Source organism: Pseudomonas sp. RIT778 (genome assembly GCF_019718735.1).
In the GTDB taxonomy this organism is placed as follows: Bacteria; Pseudomonadota; Gammaproteobacteria; order Pseudomonadales; family Pseudomonadaceae; genus Aquipseudomonas; species Aquipseudomonas aphyarum.
Genome location: NZ_JAIHBA010000024.1, coordinates 100818 through 116792, shown reverse-complemented (window position 1 = coordinate 116792; position 15975 = coordinate 100818). Strand labels below are relative to the sequence as shown.

At 61.3% G+C, this 15975-nt stretch carries 17 protein-coding genes and 1 pseudogene; 7 read left to right on the top strand and 11 right to left on the bottom strand.

From position 1 onward, the window contains the following. Window positions 1-120: 120 nt before the first annotated feature. On the top strand, window positions 121-1026 hold the full coding sequence (locus K5E37_RS17960; RefSeq protein ID WP_221534727.1) for a cation diffusion facilitator family transporter: 906 nt from the start codon (window positions 121-123) through the stop codon (window positions 1024-1026). A gap of 82 nt (window positions 1027-1108) precedes the next feature. On the opposite strand, the gene K5E37_RS17955 is transcribed toward K5E37_RS17960, so the two are convergent. From K5E37_RS17955 to K5E37_RS17920, 8 genes and pseudogenes are all read right to left on the bottom strand, one after another. After that, window positions 1109-2236, bottom strand: coding sequence for an AGE family epimerase/isomerase (locus tag K5E37_RS17955; protein WP_221534725.1), 1128 nt, complete (start codon window positions 2234-2236; stop codon window positions 1109-1111). Window positions 2237-2420: 184 nt separating this feature from the next. After that, window positions 2421-3337: pseudogene (locus tag K5E37_RS17950) on the bottom strand (IS110 family transposase). 249 nt (window positions 3338-3586) lie between these two features. Beyond that, window positions 3587-4159 carry a HupE/UreJ family protein gene (locus tag K5E37_RS17945; RefSeq protein ID WP_064379124.1) on the bottom strand — a complete coding sequence of 191 codons (573 nt, stop codon included), beginning with the start codon at window positions 4157-4159 and terminating at the stop codon, window positions 3587-3589. A 27-nt stretch (window positions 4160-4186) separates the two neighbouring features. Continuing rightward, window positions 4187-4801: an urease accessory protein UreG gene (gene ureG, locus K5E37_RS17940; protein WP_008001031.1), complete on the bottom strand. Its 615-nt coding sequence runs from the start codon at window positions 4799-4801 to the stop codon at window positions 4187-4189. Window positions 4802-4823: 22 nt separating this feature from the next. Further along, the gene (locus tag K5E37_RS17935) at window positions 4824-5498 is read right to left on the bottom strand and encodes an urease accessory protein UreF (protein WP_221534724.1); all 675 of its coding nucleotides are present in this window, start codon (window positions 5496-5498) and stop codon (window positions 4824-4826) included. Continuing rightward, the gene (ureE, locus tag K5E37_RS17930) at window positions 5495-5995 is read right to left on the bottom strand and encodes an urease accessory protein UreE (protein ID WP_221534723.1); all 501 of its coding nucleotides are present in this window, start codon (window positions 5993-5995) and stop codon (window positions 5495-5497) included. Before ureE ends, K5E37_RS17935 begins: the two co-directional genes overlap by 4 nt. Window positions 5996-6199: 204 nt before the next feature. Beyond that, complete coding sequence (locus K5E37_RS17925) at window positions 6200-6832, bottom strand: TetR family transcriptional regulator (protein WP_007950628.1); 633 nt, start codon at window positions 6830-6832, stop codon at window positions 6200-6202. 172 nt (window positions 6833-7004) lie between these two features. Beyond that, complete coding sequence (locus K5E37_RS17920; RefSeq protein WP_127796770.1) at window positions 7005-7511, bottom strand: hypothetical protein; 507 nt, start codon at window positions 7509-7511, stop codon at window positions 7005-7007. 382 nt (window positions 7512-7893) lie between these two features. Here K5E37_RS17920 and K5E37_RS17915 point away from each other — a divergent pair, with 382 nt between their 5' ends. Beyond that, window positions 7894-9969: an AsmA family protein gene (locus K5E37_RS17915; protein WP_085609210.1), complete on the top strand. Its 2076-nt coding sequence runs from the start codon at window positions 7894-7896 to the stop codon at window positions 9967-9969. A gap of 139 nt (window positions 9970-10108) precedes the next feature. Here the strand turns inward: K5E37_RS17915 and K5E37_RS17910 are convergent, their stop codons facing one another. Then, window positions 10109-10639, bottom strand: coding sequence for a bacterioferritin (locus K5E37_RS17910; protein ID WP_064379129.1), 531 nt, complete (start codon window positions 10637-10639; stop codon window positions 10109-10111). A gap of 98 nt (window positions 10640-10737) precedes the next feature. Then, window positions 10738-11640, bottom strand: a complete 903-nt coding sequence (locus K5E37_RS17905) for a LysR substrate-binding domain-containing protein (RefSeq protein WP_085609211.1) — start codon at window positions 11638-11640, stop codon at window positions 10738-10740. 119 nt (window positions 11641-11759) lie between these two features. On the opposite strand from K5E37_RS17905, the gene K5E37_RS17900 reads away from it, so the two are divergent. The 3 genes from K5E37_RS17900 (at window position 11760) to K5E37_RS17890 (ending at window position 13686) form a co-directional block, all read left to right on the top strand. Next, a complete protein-coding gene (locus K5E37_RS17900; RefSeq protein ID WP_085609212.1) occupies window positions 11760-12398 on the top strand; it encodes an FMN-dependent NADH-azoreductase in 639 nt (212 codons plus the stop codon). After that, entirely contained in the window at window positions 12399-12704 is a 306-nt protein-coding gene (locus K5E37_RS17895; protein ID WP_007950617.1) for a multidrug efflux SMR transporter, read from the top strand. A gap of 91 nt (window positions 12705-12795) precedes the next feature. After that, complete coding sequence (locus K5E37_RS17890) at window positions 12796-13686, top strand: triacylglycerol lipase (RefSeq protein ID WP_221534722.1); 891 nt, start codon at window positions 12796-12798, stop codon at window positions 13684-13686. A 96-nt stretch (window positions 13687-13782) separates the two neighbouring features. Here K5E37_RS17890 and K5E37_RS17885 read toward each other — a convergent pair whose 3' ends face one another. After that, window positions 13783-14670: a DMT family transporter gene (locus K5E37_RS17885; protein WP_085609214.1), complete on the bottom strand. Its 888-nt coding sequence runs from the start codon at window positions 14668-14670 to the stop codon at window positions 13783-13785. Between the two features lie 98 nt (window positions 14671-14768). Between K5E37_RS17885 and K5E37_RS17880 the strand changes: the two genes are divergently transcribed. Next, entirely contained in the window at window positions 14769-15563 is a 795-nt protein-coding gene (locus K5E37_RS17880) for a helix-turn-helix transcriptional regulator (protein WP_039766731.1), read from the top strand. 63 nt (window positions 15564-15626) lie between these two features. After that, window positions 15627-15932: a PsiF family protein gene (locus K5E37_RS17875; RefSeq protein WP_064379136.1), complete on the top strand. Its 306-nt coding sequence runs from the start codon at window positions 15627-15629 to the stop codon at window positions 15930-15932. Window positions 15933-15975 lie beyond the last annotated feature (43 nt).

Sequence of the window (15975 nt, the reverse complement as noted above, 5' to 3'; positions counted from 1 at the left end):
GCCCTCTTTGCCAGTCTGCTGGCGAAGAGGGCAAATCGGCCAAATTCTGGCAGTAAGGTAGACTCACTCCTCAACGACCCCACCGCACCCTGCGGTTTTCAAGGTTTTCGAGGAGTCAAAGTGAGTAACCGAGGTGAGCAGTCGCTGCTCAAACAATCGACCATCCTGATGTTGGCCGTGTCGATCGCCGGGATCGTCACCGGTTTTGTTTCGGGTTCCCAGTCCATCCTGTTCGATGGTTTTTTTTCGCTGATCGCAACCTTCATCAAAGTCCTGATGCTGATCACCGCGAAGCTGATCGCCAAGCAAAGCAACCAGCGTTTCCAGTTTGGCTTCTGGCATCTGGAGCCGATGGTGCTTTTGATCGAGGGCAGTTTCCTGCTGTTGATCGCGATCTACGCTTTTCTCAACGGTGTGTTCGGCATCATCAACGGTGGTCGTGAGATCGAACTGGGGCTGGTGATCATCTACGCGGCGGTATTCACCGTTGTCGAGTTCGCCTACTTCTTCTACGTCCGGCACCGCAATCGCAAGCTCAAGTCGAGCCTCATCCAGTTCGACAACATCAGCTGGCTGGTGGACGCGATGCTGTCGGTGGGCCTGTTGATCAGTTTCCTCGCGGCGTTGCTGCTCAAGTCCCAGGGTTATGGCGAGTGGGCGAAGTTCGTCGACCCGCTGATTCTCATCGTGCTGGCTCTGACCATGCTGCCGCCGGCGTTCAAGATCCTCGGCCCGGCGCTGCGGGACGTGCTCGGCATTGCGCCGGACACGCTGGACGATCAGGTGCGCCAAGTGATGGACGCCGCGAAGGTCGAGCATGGTTTCGACGATTACGTGTCCTACGTGCAGAAGCACGGGCGGGCGCGGTTCATCGAGATTCATGTGGTGTTGCCGGCGGATTACCGGCTGCAGAGCGTCGGCCAGCTGGATGTGCTGCGTGAGGAGATTTCCGCGAAGCTGGGCAAACCGGACGCGGCGCGTTGGCTGACCATCAGCTTCACTGGCGACCGGAAGTGGATTGCCTGAGGACCAATCGCCAGCAGGCTGGCTCCCACATTGGAATGCAAATCCTGTGGGAGCCAGCCTGCTGGCGATTGCGGAGGGTCAGTTAGCGTAGATATTCAGTCAGACCGGCATAACACGTCGCCAGGTGATACGGCGTGGTCGACGGCATGTCCTTGCGGCTGACCTCACCCTGATCGTCACGGCACTCGTGCCAGCCGCCGACATGCAGGAAACGCTGTTGCAGCGCCTGCAACTGGCGCAGCACCGCGCTTTCACTGCCCGGACGCAAGGTCAGGGCGCGCAGGTATTCGGCCTGGGCCCAGATACGCTGGGTCGAATCCTTCCCGTGTCCTTGCGGATCGAGCATGGCCAGCACCGCACCGGTGTCGGCCTCGACGCCCTGTTGTTCGGTGAAGGCAAACGCACGATCCAGTGCCGCGTGCAGCTTCGACCCGCGCAACAGCGGCGAAGATTCGAGCAGGAAATACCATTCAAACTGATGCCCTGGCTCAAACCAGTTATCCACAGCCCCCAGCGGCTTTTCCATCAACACGCCCTGTTGCGGTGCGATGAAGCGCTTGTGCATGGCTGTGCATAACTCGTTCAGCGCCTGCCGGGTCTGGGGATCTTCGCGCACGGCCAACGTGGCCAGGAAGGCTTCGGCCAGGTGCATCAGCGGGTTTTGCAGCGGGCCGGTTTCCAGCGTGATCCAGTCGCGGTCGAGGCAGGCTTCGTAGAGGCCGTCGCCCGTTGCGAATCGTCGGCCGATAACTTCGAGCGCGGCGTTCAGGGTCGATTCCACCAACGGTTCACGGGATTTGTCCCAATAGTGGGCGCAGGCGAACAGGATGAAGGCGTGGGTGTAGAGATCCTTGCGCTGATCCAGCGGTTTGCCCTGCGGATCGATGCTGTAGAACCAGCCGCCGTGCTCGGCATCGTGGAAGTGCCGTTGCAAGGAACGAAACAAAGCAGCCGCGCGGGCTTCGGCGTTATCCACAACCCCGATCAGGCTGGAAAACAGGTACAGCTGCCGTGCGCAGGCCATTGCCCGGTAGCGCTGCGGTGGCAGCGGCTGATGCGCGGCGTCCAGCGCCTCGTAAGGCAACGCCATGTCGGCGTTCCAGCCCGGTCCTTGCCAGAGGGGCACGATCACGTTCAGAAAGTGCTGTTGCACTTCGCCGAACAGGGCGGTCAGTTCAGGCAGGGAGGTGGAGCGGGAAGCGTGGGGCATGGGCGGACGTCGTCACGGCAGGGGCGATTGCGCGACATGGTAGCAGAGCGGCGGCCTTTAGAGACGCGGTGTCTGTCAGTCCGCCTTCGCGAGCAAGCCCGCTCCCACAATGGTCACGCCGAACACAATACTTGTGAACAACACAGAACAACTGTGGGAGCAACTGTCTTAACCCTGCCATTCGTCACCGCCATTCGGTGCCGTCACGCAGCATGGCATTTAGTCTGATCAGTAGTATCCGCATGCAGGCGATGAGCGCGACTTTCGCGCTCTTGCCTCTTTCTCGTAGCGCCTCATAGCGGGCCTTGAAGTCAGCGTGATAACGGATCACGACCCAGCACGACATGTAAAGCGCACGTCTGACGCGGGATCTTCCTCCGTAAATCTGGCGTTTGCCGCTGTGATTGCCACTGTCGTCATTGTAGGGAGCGATTCCTGCCAGAGCCGCGATTTCTCTGCGATCAAGCTCGCCGAGTTCAGGCAGGTAAACCAGCAAGCTGGCGGTCGCCACAGTGCCGATGCCTTTAACTGAAGTGAGCCGGTCGGCTTTTTCAGCATCCAGCTCTCGCATGCTTTGATTAATGGCTTTACCGAACTGTTTGATCTGGAGTTGCAGATAGCGAATATGGTCTTTGATCGCCTCGATAACCGCTGGCAACTGGGCCTGCTGCAGCCGGCGCTTGTTGTCGTCTCGCTGTTGGACGAAATGCTCGCGCAACTGAATGAGTTCACGCAACGCTTCACGGCCAGGCGAAATTGGCTTTTCGCGAGACGCATGCAAAGCCTCAGCAAAATCGGCAAGAACAGCGGCGTCGATGGGATCCGTCTTGGCATTCTTGCCCATTGCTACGGCAAAGGCTCTGGCCCGGCGAGGGTTGATCCTGAGCACATTGAGCCCGCCTCTTGTAAGGCCGCCACGACCTTTCGCTCGTATCCTCCCGTGGCCTCCAGCAATACTCGGCCAACCGTGTAGTGGCTTAAACGCGATGTCAGCTCAACAAAGCCTTCAAGCGTATTTGTAATCTCGAACCCCACTTTCTGAGGCTGAATCCAAACAACGAGGTTGGATTTGGAGATATCGATACCGACCCAGGAAATCATGGCAAAACCCTCTTACACTCAAAAGTGAGAGTGCTCTGGCTTTGCCCACGCTTGTGATTCGAGTGGCGCTCGTCCAACTGTTCGGGCTTATGGGCCAGAGTAGAAAGGTGAATGGCAGCTTTGCTCCCACTCGTGCTTAAAGCACCGCGGACTCACAGCTTGCCATTCACCCCTCTCACCCCAGAGTCTATTCCCTTACCTAGACACAAGCGGGCTTGCTCGCGAAGAGGCCTGATCAGGCGATAGAGTTCAACCGGCCAGCAACCACGCGCCGGTCACCGCCGAAGCCGCTCCGGCCAGTCGAACCAGCGGCGCGGCCGCCTGAGGCAGAAAACGCACGACGGCATAACCCGCCGCATGCAGCGCAGCCGTTGCAACCACGAAACCGGCGGCATACGCCCAAGGGCTCGACATGTCCGGCAACTCCAAACCATGGGCCACGCCATGGAACAGCGCAAACAGCGCCGTTGCCGCCACCGCCATCACCAGTGGCGGACGCACCGCCAGCGCCACCGCCAGACCCAGCGCCAGCACCGAGGCGGCAATCCCGCTTTCCAGCGCCGGCAACTCCAGCCCTTCAAAACCGAGCAGGCCGCCGATCAGCATGGTGCCGACGAAGGTGCACGGCAGCGCCCAGCGCGCCGCGCCTTGCTGCTGCGCCGCCCACAAACCGACGGCCACCATCGCCAGCAAATGGTCGAGGCCGCCGATCGGGTGGCTGATGCCGGCCACCAGGCCAGAGTCGCCGTGGCCGGGGTGGGCGAAGGCCAAGGCCGGTGTCAGCAGCAGTGCGACGGCGCCGAGAATGCGTTTGAGTGTCATGGATAAGCTTCCTTGTTGATCAGTGAATCAGGCTGCGGTCAGCAGGCCCTGGCGTTCGATGAAGGCAATGATTTCTTCCAGGCCCTGACCGGTTTTCTGGTTGCTGAACACGAACGGCTTGCCGTTGCGCATGCGTTGGGTGTCGCTGTTCATCATCTCCAGCGAGGCGCCGACCAGCGGCGCGAGGTCGATCTTGTTGATCACCAGCAGGTCGGATTTGCAAATGCCGGGCCCGCCCTTGCGCGGCAGCTTGTCGCCGGCCGAAACGTCGATCACGTAGATGGTCAGGTCGGACAGTTCCGGGCTGAAGGTTGCTGACAGGTTGTCGCCGCCGGACTCCACCAGAATCAGATCCAGCCCCGGAAAGCGCCGGTTCAGTTGATCCACGGCTTCGAGGTTGATCGAGGCGTCTTCGCGGATCGCGGTGTGCGGGCAGCCACCGGTTTCCACGCCGATGATGCGTTCCGGTGCCAACGCTTCGTTGCGCACCAGAAAGTCGGCGTCTTCGCGGGTGTAGATGTCGTTGGTCACCACGGCCAGGTTGTAGCGCTCGCGCAGGGCCAGGCACAGGGCCAGGGTCAACGCGGTCTTGCCGGAACCGACCGGGCCGCCGATACCGACGCGCAGGGGTTGTGTGTTCATGTGATTCTCCAGATAAAAGGCCCTAGGAACGGAACAGGCGGCTGTACTGGCGCTCATGGGCCATGCACGCCAGGGACAGACCGAACGCGGCGCTGCCGAGGTGTTCGGGATTGATTCGGGTGGCGTCCTGCTGCGCCTGTTGCAGCAGCGGCAGCAGTTCGCTGGTCAGGCGCTGGGCGGCTTGCTGACCCAGCGGCAGGGTTTTCATCAGCACCGCGAGCTGGTTTTCCAGCCAGCTCCACAGCCACGCGGCGAGGGCGTCCTGCGGGCTGATCTGCCAGGCGCGCGCGGCCAGTGCCCAGCACAGGGCCAAGTGCGGTTCGGCGCAGTGTTCGAGAAAGTCCCGCGCGGGCTGATCGAGTTCGGGCAGGCCGTTGAGCAATTGCTGCAACGAGTAGCCCATCTGCCGGCTCTCCAAATGCAGCTCGCGGGTTTCGCGGCTGGCGCGATGGCTTTCGCAGAGCTTGCGCAATTCATCCCAGTGTTCGTCCGCGGCGGCCTGGCAATGGGCGAGCAGCATGGGCGCCTCGAACCGCGCGAGGTTGAGCAGCAATTGATCGCTGATCCAGCGACGGACGCTGTCCGGGCTGTCGACGCGGCCGTTATCCACAGCCATTTCCAGGCCCTGGGAATAGCTGTAGCCGCCAATCGGCAATTGCGGACTGGCCAGGCGCAGCAGCGCCCAGGCCGGGTTCACAAACGGACGCCGAACTGATGGAGTTTCGGCGCGTAGTTGAAGTCTTCGTCACCGTGCCGCGAATGATGATGGCCGCCACCGTAGGCGCCGTGTTCCGGCTGGAACGGCGCTTCGATCGATTCGACCTGCGCACCCAGTTGTTCAAGCATCGCCTTGAGCACGTAATCGTCGAGCAGGCGCAACCAGCCGTCACCGACTTGCAGCGCCACATGACGATTGCCCAGGTGATAGGCGGCGCGGGTCAGTTCAAAGGCGTTGGCGCAGGTGACGTGCAGCAGTTGTTCGGGGCGGGCGGAGACCCGGACGATCCGGCCATCTTCGGCTTGCAGGCATTCGCCGTCATATAGCGGCGGCTGACCGCGCTCCAGAAACAGTCCGACGTCTTCGCCTTCGGCACTGAAACAGCGCAGGCGGCTTTTGCTCCTGGCTTCGAAGGTCAGGTGCAACTCGGCGGCCCAGACGGGTTGGGGGTCGATTCTGCGATGAATCACCAGCATCGGAAAGCTTCCAGCAGTGGACAATGCTCAGGCTAGAGCAAGGGGCTTGCCAATCGGACGAAGCGTAGGAAAACCCTGTCGGAGACTAGTGGATGTTTCAAGATGTTGCAGGATTGTGGGGTGTTTTGGTGCATGAAGTTTTTTACATGCACCAATTTGCGGCGCAAAAAAAATCGCAGCTCCAAGCTGCGATTTTTTGCTTTCTCACTCGGTACTGCCGAGCCCTTGCCAATGCTTCAACCCGATAAAGATGAAGCGCAACTGCTGGGTGATCTTCGCCTGGGGCGTCAGATGCTCGGGCAGGGCTTCGGCGGGCGGGTCGATGATGTCCGGCAGGGTGGCGAACACCGATTTGACGATCAGGTCGGCCATCACGCTCAGGCCCTCGCGATTGAGGTGCTGCAGCTTGGGCATCAAGGCCAGGTCCGCCGCCAGGTCGGAGCTGATGTCCTCCCGCAAACGGCCAATGGCCTGACGCACCGGCAACGATCCGCCGTACTGCTCGCGGGCCAGAAAGAGAAATTGCGAACGGTTGGCGCTGACCACATCGAGAAAGATTCGCACCGACGCATCGATGATGCCGCCCATGACAAATTCGTTGTGGCGTACCAGGCGGATGGTTTCGCGGAAGGTCTGGCCGACTTCACTGACCAGCACCAGGCCGAGTTCGTCCATGTCGGCGAAATGCCGGTAGAAACCGGTGGGCACGATGCCGGCGGTTTTCGTCACTTCACGCAGGCTCAGGCTGCCGAATCCTCGGCCGCTTTCCATCAGGTGGCGGGCAGCGTCCATCAGGGCGTTGCGGGTCTGTTGTTTCTGTTCGGCGCGGGGCAGCATCGCAAGGGAGTGTTCTTAGGCAAGACAAGCGCCGCACTCTAGCAAATCGGCTTTGTCGGCGTCGAACGGCAGGGGGGGATGAAAGCGGGAAATCGCGACTTCTTTATACAGGCTGCTAAAAAGTCAAAAGCCCAATCCGGAGATTGGGCTTTTTTTCCAGGCCGCCATGGGCTTAGCTCAAAGCGCTGTTGCGTTCGATCACACGGTCACCACCACCTTCGGCCAGCGTTTGACCTTGTGGGGTTTTGTCGTAGCCGTCAGCAGCCAGGGTTTGACCTTGTGGGGTACGGTCGCCGCCGTCAGAAGCCAGAGTCTGGCCTTGTGGGGTACGGTCGCCACCGTCAGAAGCCAGGGTTTGACCTTGTGGAGTGCGATCCGAACCGTCTTGAACCAGACCTTTCTCTTCCAGACGATCACGGCCGCCTTCAGCTACGGTTTGACCTTGTGGGGTTTTGTCATAGCCATCTTGAACCAGACCTTTTTCTTCCAGACGGTTGCGACCGTTTTCAGCCAGGGTCTGGCCTTGTGGAGTGCGGTCCGAGCCATCAGCGGCAACAGTCTGGCTGAACACCGAGTGGCTGGATTTCACTTGCGGGGTAGCCTGTTCGGCAGCTGGCAGGGCGAAAGCGGTGCTGGCCAGCATCGAGAGGGTAAGACTGAACAGAAGTTGGCGTTTCATGATGGGTTGCTCCTTGGGAGGGCGATAAAGTGGGTACGAGGGCAATGCTACTCTCGATAAGTCGATATAAAAGTTCATAAACACAATGGTAATAATCAACAGAATTGATTGTTCGCTTGGGAGGCTCTAGCTCGGGCGTTTCAGGCGGGCGGTTTTGCACTGCGGTGGGTATTTTCCACCCACTCGCGCTCCGCAAAAGTGCGGGGCCGGTAACGCCAACTCGACCGATCGGTCAGAATGGCGACCGTTTTTCCCCCTCGAGGGGGCTTTGGATTAAACCTGCGGGCTGTTTTTCAGTCACAGATTTCATGAGGGCCATCACGGCCCGTCGTTTCAGCTGCGTCGTGCCAATGGATGCAGTCGTCTTCAGGAGCTTTGTGCAATGACGCGCACGCGTAAAATCTTCGCCTGGACCTTCGCCACCCTCGTGCTGCTTCTGGCAGTGCTGGTGTTGATTATCGTGTTCTTCGACTGGAACCGGATCAAACCGCCGCTCAACGCCAAAGTTTCGGAAGAACTGCATCGACCGTTCGCCATCAACGGCAACCTGTCGGTGGTCTGGCGGCGTGAACTCGACGAGGGTGGTTGGCGCGCCTGGGTGCCGTGGCCACATGTGGTGGCCGAGGACCTGACGCTGGGCAATCCGGACTGGTCGAAACAGCCGCAGATGGTCACCCTCAAACGGGTCGAGCTGCGCATTTCGCCACTGGCTTTGCTGGCGCAGCGGGTGACGATTCCACGGATCGACCTGACCGAACCCAACGCGCAATTGCAGCGCCTGGCCGACGGCCGCGCCAACTGGACCTTCAAGTTCGACCCCAAGGACCCGAATGCCGAGCCGTCGAACTGGGTGGTCGACATCGGCGCCATCGGCTTCGACAAGGGCCACGTCACCCTCGATGACCAGACCCTCAAGACCAACCTCGACCTGCTGATCGACCCGCTGGGCAAGCCGATTCCGTTCAGCGACATCGTCGGCGACAAAGCGGCGAAAACCGCGCAGGACAAGGGCGGTGCACCGCAGGATTACGCCTTCGGCCTGAAAGTCACCGGCCAGTACCACGGCCAGAAACTCGCCGGCCAGGGCAAGATCGGTGGCTTGCTGGCTCTGCAGGACGCGAGCAAACCGTTCCCGTTGCAGGCCCAGGCGAAGATCGGCGATACCAGCGTCGAACTCGCCGGCACCCTGACCGATCCGCTGAATCTCGGTGCCCTCGATCTGCGCCTGAAACTGGCAGGCGCCAGCCTCGGCAATCTGTATCCGCTGACCGGTGTGACCCTGCCGGATACCCCGCCTTATGCCACCGACGGCCATTTGATCGCCAAGCTGCATGAGCCGGGCGGGGCGCAATTTCGCTATGAACAGTTCAACGGCAAGATCGGCAGCAGCGACATTCATGGTGATCTGGCTTACGTCGCCAGCCAGCCACGGCCCAAGCTGAGTGGCGCGCTGCTGTCCAATCAATTGCTGTTCGCCGACCTCGCGCCGCTGATCGGTGCCGACTCCAATGCCAAGCAGAAGGCCCGTGGCGGCGAGAGCAAACAGCCGGCGGACAAGGTGTTGCCGGTGGAAGAATTCAAGACCGAGCGCTGGCGCGACATGGACGCCGACGTCGAATTCACCGGCAAACGCATCGTCCACAGCGAAGAACTGCCGTTCACCGACCTCTATACCCACCTCAAACTCAACGACGGCGAACTGAGTCTGGAGCCACTGCGCTTCGGCGTGGCCGGTGGCAACCTCGACGCGCAGATTCGCCTCAACGGTCGTACCGAGCCACTGGAAGGCCGGGCCAAATTGACCGCGCGCAAGTTTAAGCTCAAACAGCTGTTCCCGACCTTCGAGCCGATGAAGACCAGTTTCGGCGAGCTCAACGGCGATGCTGATATTGCCGGACGCGGCAACTCGGTGGCCAAACTGCTGGGCGGCGCCAACGGTAATCTGAAGATGCTGATCAACGACGGCGCGATCAGTCGCGAGTTGATGGAACTGGCCGGGCTCAACGTCGGCAACTATGTGGTTGGCAAGATCTTTGGCGACAAGGAAGTGAAGATCAACTGCGCGGCGGCGGACTTCGACATCAAGACCGGCCTGGCGAGTACGCGGCTGTTTGTGTTCGATACCGAGAACGCAATCATCTACATCGATGGCACAGCGAACATGGCCACCGAGCAACTGGATCTGACGGTGACGCCGGAGTCCAAGGGCTGGCGTCTGATTTCCCTGCGTTCGCCGCTGTACGTGCGTGGCAAGTTCATCAAGCCGGATGCCGGGGTGAAAGCGGTGCCGCTGATTCTGCGCGGGGCGGGGATGGTGGCGTTGGGCGTGATCGCTGCACCGGCGGCGGGACTGCTGGCGCTGGTGGCGCCGAGTGGTGGCGAGCCGAATCAGTGCGCGCCGTTGCTGGAACAGATGAAGGCGGGCAAGGCGCCGGTGACCGTCAAACCCACCAAGTAATCGCTGCAACCCGATCGTTCCCACGCTCTGCGTGGGAACGCCGCAATGGACGCTCTGCGTCCGCTCTTGGGACGCGGAGCGTCCCGGGATGCATTCCCACGCAGAGCGTGGGAACGATCGGTCAGCGGGGGAGCGGGGATTAGAGGTCTTTCAGGATATCGGCCATGTCATCCGCATGCTCTTCTTCCTGAGCCAGGATGTCTTCGAAGATCCGGCGCGTGGTCGGATCCTTTTCACCGATGTACTGGATGATCTCGCGATAGCTGTCGATGGCGATCCGTTCGGCCACCAGGTCTTCGTAAACCATTTCCTTCAAGGTGTTGCCGGCCACGTATTGCGCGTGGGACATCTTCGACAGCAGGTCAGGGTTGAACTCGGGCTCGCCGCCCAGTTGCACGATGCGCTCGGCCAGACGATCGGCGTGTTCGGCTTCCTGAGTGGCGTGCTCGAGGAACTCGTCGGCGGCGACGTTGGCTTTCAGGCCGTTGGCCATGAAGTAGTGGCGCTTGTAGCGCAGGACGCAGACCAGTTCAGTGGCCAGCGATTCGTTGAGCAGGCGCAGCACTTCTTCACGGTTGGCGCTGTAGCTTTCGGTCACTGCGCCATTTTCCACGTGCTGGCGTGCGCGCTCGCGCAGGGTTTGAACATCAGACAAATGCAGGTCACTCATTTCAGTCTCCTGGAGGCTAATCCGATTGGCGTCACGTTCTGCTGACGTGATCGTTACCAGGTTGTGAGTGATGAACGCTGCAAAAAGTTTTGTCGGATTCAGCGCGGGACATGCCCGGAAAGCTGCGCCTCTTCACGCAGCCAGGCAAAAAACGCTTTCACCGGTGGATGCCGCTCGCGGCCCGGCACACACAGCGCGCTGTAACCGGCGCCGTCGACCTGCACCTCGCCCTTGTACGGCACCAGCAGACCGCTGGCGACGCTCTCCGAGACGAGGATGTTGCTCGCCAGCACCAACCCCTGACCGGCGATGGCCGCTTGCAGGGCGTAATGTTCTTCGTCGTATTCGCGGACGGCCGGTTGCTGATTCAACCAGTTCTCGCCTGACTGCGCGCACCACGACTCCCAGCCGTGGGCGTAGAGCTTTGAGTTGTGCCAGCGCACGCTGATCAGCGCCGGGGTGCGACGGGCGGCCAGCGCCACCTGTTCCGGCGAGCCGTACACGCCGAACGATTCATCGAACAGGCACAGCCCGTAGAGGTTCGGGTAATCGTCGAGGCTGTAGCGCAACACCAGATCGACGCTGGCGTCCTGATGCAGGTCGATCACTTCGCAATGGGTGTCCAGCCGCACATTGATGTTCGGGTGTTTAGCGTAAAACCGTCCCAGACGTGGCACCAGCCACAACGCAGCGAACGCGGCGGTGGTCGACAGCGTCAGGCTGCTGCCACTGCGTTGCGGGCGCAGGGTATCAACGCTTTGCGCCACTTCCAGAAATGCCCCATGCAGGCTGCGAAACAGCCGCTCGCCGCCCTCGGTCAGGCGCACCTGACGCGGCAGGCGTTCGAACAGCGCCACGCCGAGCCAGTCCTCCAGCGAGCGGATCTGATGGGAAATCGCCGTCGGCGTCACCGCCAGTTCTTCGGCGGCCGCCTTGAAGCTCAACAGGCGCGAGGCTGATTCGAACGCGCGCAGGGCGGTCAGGGGCAAGGCAGCGAACATGAAAACTCCACGGATGAAATCAATTCATCCCGACTGATTTTTGCTCATTTGAGGCGACGACTGAATGGCAGCAATCTGGCGCCACACAGTCACTCAAGTCTAGTCCCAAGGAGATTCAGATGAGCAAGATTCTTGCGATCCATGCCAGCCCACGCGGTGAACGCTCCCATTCGCGTCGTCTGGCGGAAAGTTTTCTCAGCGCCTGGCAAGTCCGTCATCCACAGGCTCAGGTCACTCGCCGTGAAGTCGGGCGGGCGTTGATTCCGGCAGTGAATGAAGCGTTTGTCGCAGCGGCGTTTTACCCGGAGCCCGAGGCTCGGCCGCTGACGATGCAGGCCGATCTGGCGCTCAGCGATCAACTGGTGGGCGAGTTGTTCGATCACGACCTGCTGCTGATTTCCACGCCGATGTACAACTTCAATGTACCCAGCGGCCTCAAGGCCTGGGTCGATCAGATCGTGCGGTTGGGCCTGACGTTCGACCATACCCTGGACAACGGCATTGCCCAGTACACGCCGCTGCTGCACGGCAAGAAGGCGCTGATCGTCACTAGTCGCGGAGGTTTTGGATTCGGCCCGGGTGGTGAGCTGGAGGCGCTTAACCACGCCGATCCATGGTTGCGCACCGCGCTAGGCTTCATCGGCATCAACGACGTCACGGTGGTCGCGGCCGAGGGCGAGGAGTCCGCCGAGCGCACCTTCGCGGTGTCGGTGGCCGAGGCCGAGCAGCGCTTGCTCGACCTCGCCCGGGAGTTCTAGGTGGCCTGGCTGTTTCTGCTGATCGCAGCCGGGTTCGAGGTCACCTTCGCCATGGGCATGAAGTACGCCGAGGGTTTCACCCGGCTGTGGCCGTCGCTGATCACCGTGGTTGCGGCGGTGGGCGGGATCTATTTCCTGACCCTGGCGATGCGCGAGTTGCCGGTGAGCATCGCCTATCCGATCTGGACCGCCATTGGCTCGCTCGGCACGGTGTTTCTCGGTTTCGCGCTGCTGGGCGAGAGCCTGACGCTGGTGAAGTTGTTGTCGGTGGGACTGATTGTGGCGGGGGTGGTGGGGCTGAAGTAGGCTGGTCGTGGAGTTGTCATCATCGAGGAGGATGCTTGGCGGGCGTTTTGCAGGCCCTGCATCCACTCACCGACCACAAGGATGTTTGCCCATGTCGCAAGATTCGGCCACACGTTACCCACTGGTGCTGGTGCCGGGAATGCTCGGTTTCATCCGTCTGGTGCTGTACCCGTACTGGTACGGGATCATCAAAGCGTTGCGCCGGGGTGGTGCGACGGTGATTGCGGTGCAGGTGTCGCCGCTCAATTCCACCGAAGTGCGCGGCGAGCAGTTGCTGACGCGCATCGATGAAATCCTGCGCGAGACCGGTGCGGCCAAGGTCAATCTGTTCGGCCATAGCCAAGGCTCGCTGACGGCGCGTTATGCGGCGGCCAAGCGTCCGGATCTGGTGGCATCGGTGACCTCGGTGGCCGGGCCCAATCACGGTTCGGAACTGGCCGACTATCTGGCGAAGCATTATCCGGCGGACAGCGCCAAGGGCCGAATCCTCGAGGCGCTGTTGCGTTTTGTCGGCTGGCTGATGGCGCTGCTGGAAACCGGCTACCACGGGCCGAAACTGCCGGTGGATATCCATGCCTCGCACCATTCCCTGACCACTGAAGGCGTGGCGCTGTTCAATCAGCGTTATCCACAGGGCCTGCCTGAGACCTGGGGCGGGCACGGGCCGGAAGAGGTCAACGGCGTGCGTTATTACTCGTGGTCCGGCACCTTGCAGCCGGGCAAGACCGATCGTGGTGGCAACCTGTTCGATGGCACCAATCGCAGTTGCCGGTTGTTTGCCAAGACCTTTGTGCGCGAGCCTGGGCAGTGCGATGGCATGGTCGGACGCTACAGCTCGCACCTGGGCACGGTCATCGGCGATGACTACCCGATGGATCACTTCGACATCGTCAACCAGTCGCTGGGACTGGTCGGCAAAGGCGCGGACCCGGTGCGGCTGTTCGTCGAGCATGCCGCGCGGTTGAAAGCCGCCGGGGTCTAGCAGTCAGACCGCGTCATCGTTCTTCGCGAGCAAGCCCGCTCCCACAGGGGAACGCATTCCAAATGTGGGAGCGGGCTTGCTCGCGAAGAGGCCAGATCAGGCGACGCTGAGTTTGCGGCCGAGCACCGTCGTCCAGCGCTCGGAAAGAATCACCCCGCCCAGCGTCAGCAAGCCACCGACCAGGTGATACATCGCCAGCTGTTCCTTCAATACCACCGCTGCAATCAGCGCGGTGATCAACGGCAGCAGGTTGAAGAACAACGTGGTCCGGCTCGGGCCCAGGCGCTGTACGGCCTGCATCCAGGCCAGCGGCGCGAGCATCGAGGCCAGCAGGCACGCGTACAGCACCAGCGGAATGTTCTGCAGGGTCAGGCCGGTTTTCGGCGACATGACGTACAGCGGAAACAGCACCACTACCGCCACCAGCACCTGCAAATACAGCAACACCAGCGGCGGCAGGCGCAGTTGCCATTTTTTCAGCAGGGTGCTGTAGATCGCGTAGGCGAGGGTGGCGACCAGCATCATCGCGTCACCCAGGTTCACCCCGTGTTGCAGCAGTGCGCCGAGGCTGCCGGACGACACCACCACCAGCACACCGGCGAATGACAGCACCGCACCGACCAGCGCACCGGCGGTCAGGCGCTGGCCGAGGCTGATGATCGCCATGGCCAGCGACATCAACGGCATCAGCGACAGGATGATGCCCATGTTGGTGGCGCTGGTCATGGTCGCGGCGAAGTACGCCAGGCTCTGATAGACCGCCATGCCCAGCACGCCAAGGATGAAAATCTTGCCCAGGTTCGGGCGGATCTGCGGCCAGTGCGCGATTACCTTCCTGAGCATGAACGGCGTGAACAGCAGGCCGGCGAGCAGCCAGCGGTAGAAGCCGATCTCGGCGGGGAAGATCGCGCCAACGGCCAGCTTGTTGATCACGGTGTTGCCGGCCCAGATGAAAATCGCCAGCAGGGGAAACGCGTATTGCATGGGAGGAGAAACCAGTACGTTGATGAACGGTGATTATCCCCTGTCTGGATGCAGGCCTATACTGCGAACCGGACAACCCGCCCCTGATTCCGGACAGCATGAACAGTAAACACATCGATCTGCTGGATTTCAGCGAACTGCCGTCAGCGGTGTATTTCCGCTATGCCGACTTCAACGCCCATGAATACGCCGCGCCGCACCGCCATCCGTGGGGCACGCTGGAGTACGCGGCCCACGGCGTGCTGCACATGGATGTCGACGGCAGCCGCTTCATGTCGCCGCCGCAATACGCGGTGTGGGTGCCGCCGCAGGTGGAGCACAGTTTCTACAGCCATCAACCGGTCAACTATCGGGCGGTGTGTCTGGCGCCGGATGTCTGTTCCGATTTGCCGGCGCAGGCCTGCACCCTGGCAATCAGCGATATTCTCAAAGCGATCCTCAAGGACTTCGCCGCCCGTGATGTGAAGATTCCCGCGTTCGAAGCCGACCAGCGCCTGGCCCAAGTGTTGGTGGATCAATTGCGCCAGGCGCCGGTTCACCAATGCTATCTGCCCTACGCCAGCAGCCCCGGATTGCTGACCATCCTCGAAACCCTGCAGGCCGAGCCCGGCAACAACCAGCCGCTGGCGCACTGGGCGGCGCAGGTGCATGTCAGCGAGCGCACCCTGGCCCGGCAATTCGTGCGGGAGCTGGGGATGAGTTTCGGCGAATGGCGTCAGCGGCTGCGTTATCTTGCGGCGATCGAGGCGCTGGAGTCTGCGCGCAGCGTGCAGGAAATCGCTTTTGATCTCGGCTACAGCAGCGGCTCGGCCTTCATCGCCATGTTTGCCCGGCAGGCTGGATGTACCCCGGAGCAGTATCGGCGCAGCCATCTTGAGGCTAGGAAGGTGTAACAAGCTTTGACTACACTCCAGCAGAGGCCACCTCCATCGAGGCGGCGCCAAGGAGAAAACTCCATGAAGATGCTGCGTGTCCCTTTGTTGATGATCGGTCTGCTGCTGTGCTCCCAGGGTTTCGCCGCCACGGCGCAACAGAACAAGATGACCACCTGCAACGCCGACGCCACGGCCAAGAGCCTCAAGGGCGACGAGCGCAAAGCCTTCATGAGCACCTGCCTCAAGGCAGCCCCGGCGGCCAACGACGCCAAGGCCCTGACCCCGCAGCAGGAAAAGATGAAAACCTGTAATGCCGATGCCAAGACCAAGGCGCTGACGGGTGATGCGCGCAAGACGTTCATGAGTGATTGTCTGAAGAAAAAATAAGATCGACAGATCGCAGCGAGCGGCAGGGCATCCGCTCGCTTCG

What these genes read in the sequence shown, in the direction of transcription:
- ureG (WP_008001031.1), bottom strand. Translation starts at nt 4,801, where the DNA reads ATGAACACACAACCCCTGCGCGTCGGTATCGGCGGCCCGGTCGGTTCC.
- K5E37_RS17920 (WP_127796770.1), bottom strand. Translation starts at nt 7,511, where the DNA reads ATGAAACGCCAACTTCTGTTCAGTCTTACCCTCTCGATGCTGGCCAGC.
- K5E37_RS17925 (WP_007950628.1), bottom strand. Translation starts at nt 6,832, where the DNA reads ATGCTGCCCCGCGCCGAACAGAAACAACAGACCCGCAACGCCCTGATG.
- K5E37_RS17880 (WP_039766731.1), top strand. Translation starts at nt 14,769, where the DNA reads ATGAACAGTAAACACATCGATCTGCTGGATTTCAGCGAACTGCCGTCA.
- K5E37_RS17945 (WP_064379124.1), bottom strand. Translation starts at nt 4,159, where the DNA reads ATGACACTCAAACGCATTCTCGGCGCCGTCGCACTGCTGCTGACACCG.
- K5E37_RS17905 (WP_085609211.1), bottom strand. Translation starts at nt 11,640, where the DNA reads ATGTTCGCTGCCTTGCCCCTGACCGCCCTGCGCGCGTTCGAATCAGCC.
- K5E37_RS17875 (WP_064379136.1), top strand. Translation starts at nt 15,627, where the DNA reads ATGAAGATGCTGCGTGTCCCTTTGTTGATGATCGGTCTGCTGCTGTGC.
- K5E37_RS17915 (WP_085609210.1), top strand. Translation starts at nt 7,894, where the DNA reads ATGACGCGCACGCGTAAAATCTTCGCCTGGACCTTCGCCACCCTCGTG.
- K5E37_RS17900 (WP_085609212.1), top strand. Translation starts at nt 11,760, where the DNA reads ATGAGCAAGATTCTTGCGATCCATGCCAGCCCACGCGGTGAACGCTCC.
- K5E37_RS17885 (WP_085609214.1), bottom strand. Translation starts at nt 14,670, where the DNA reads ATGCAATACGCGTTTCCCCTGCTGGCGATTTTCATCTGGGCCGGCAAC.
- K5E37_RS17890 (WP_221534722.1), top strand. Translation starts at nt 12,796, where the DNA reads ATGTCGCAAGATTCGGCCACACGTTACCCACTGGTGCTGGTGCCGGGA.
- K5E37_RS17910 (WP_064379129.1), bottom strand. Translation starts at nt 10,639, where the DNA reads ATGAGTGACCTGCATTTGTCTGATGTTCAAACCCTGCGCGAGCGCGCA.
- ureE (WP_221534723.1), bottom strand. Translation starts at nt 5,995, where the DNA reads ATGCTGGTGATTCATCGCAGAATCGACCCCCAACCCGTCTGGGCCGCC.
- K5E37_RS17955 (WP_221534725.1), bottom strand. Translation starts at nt 2,236, where the DNA reads ATGCCCCACGCTTCCCGCTCCACCTCCCTGCCTGAACTGACCGCCCTG.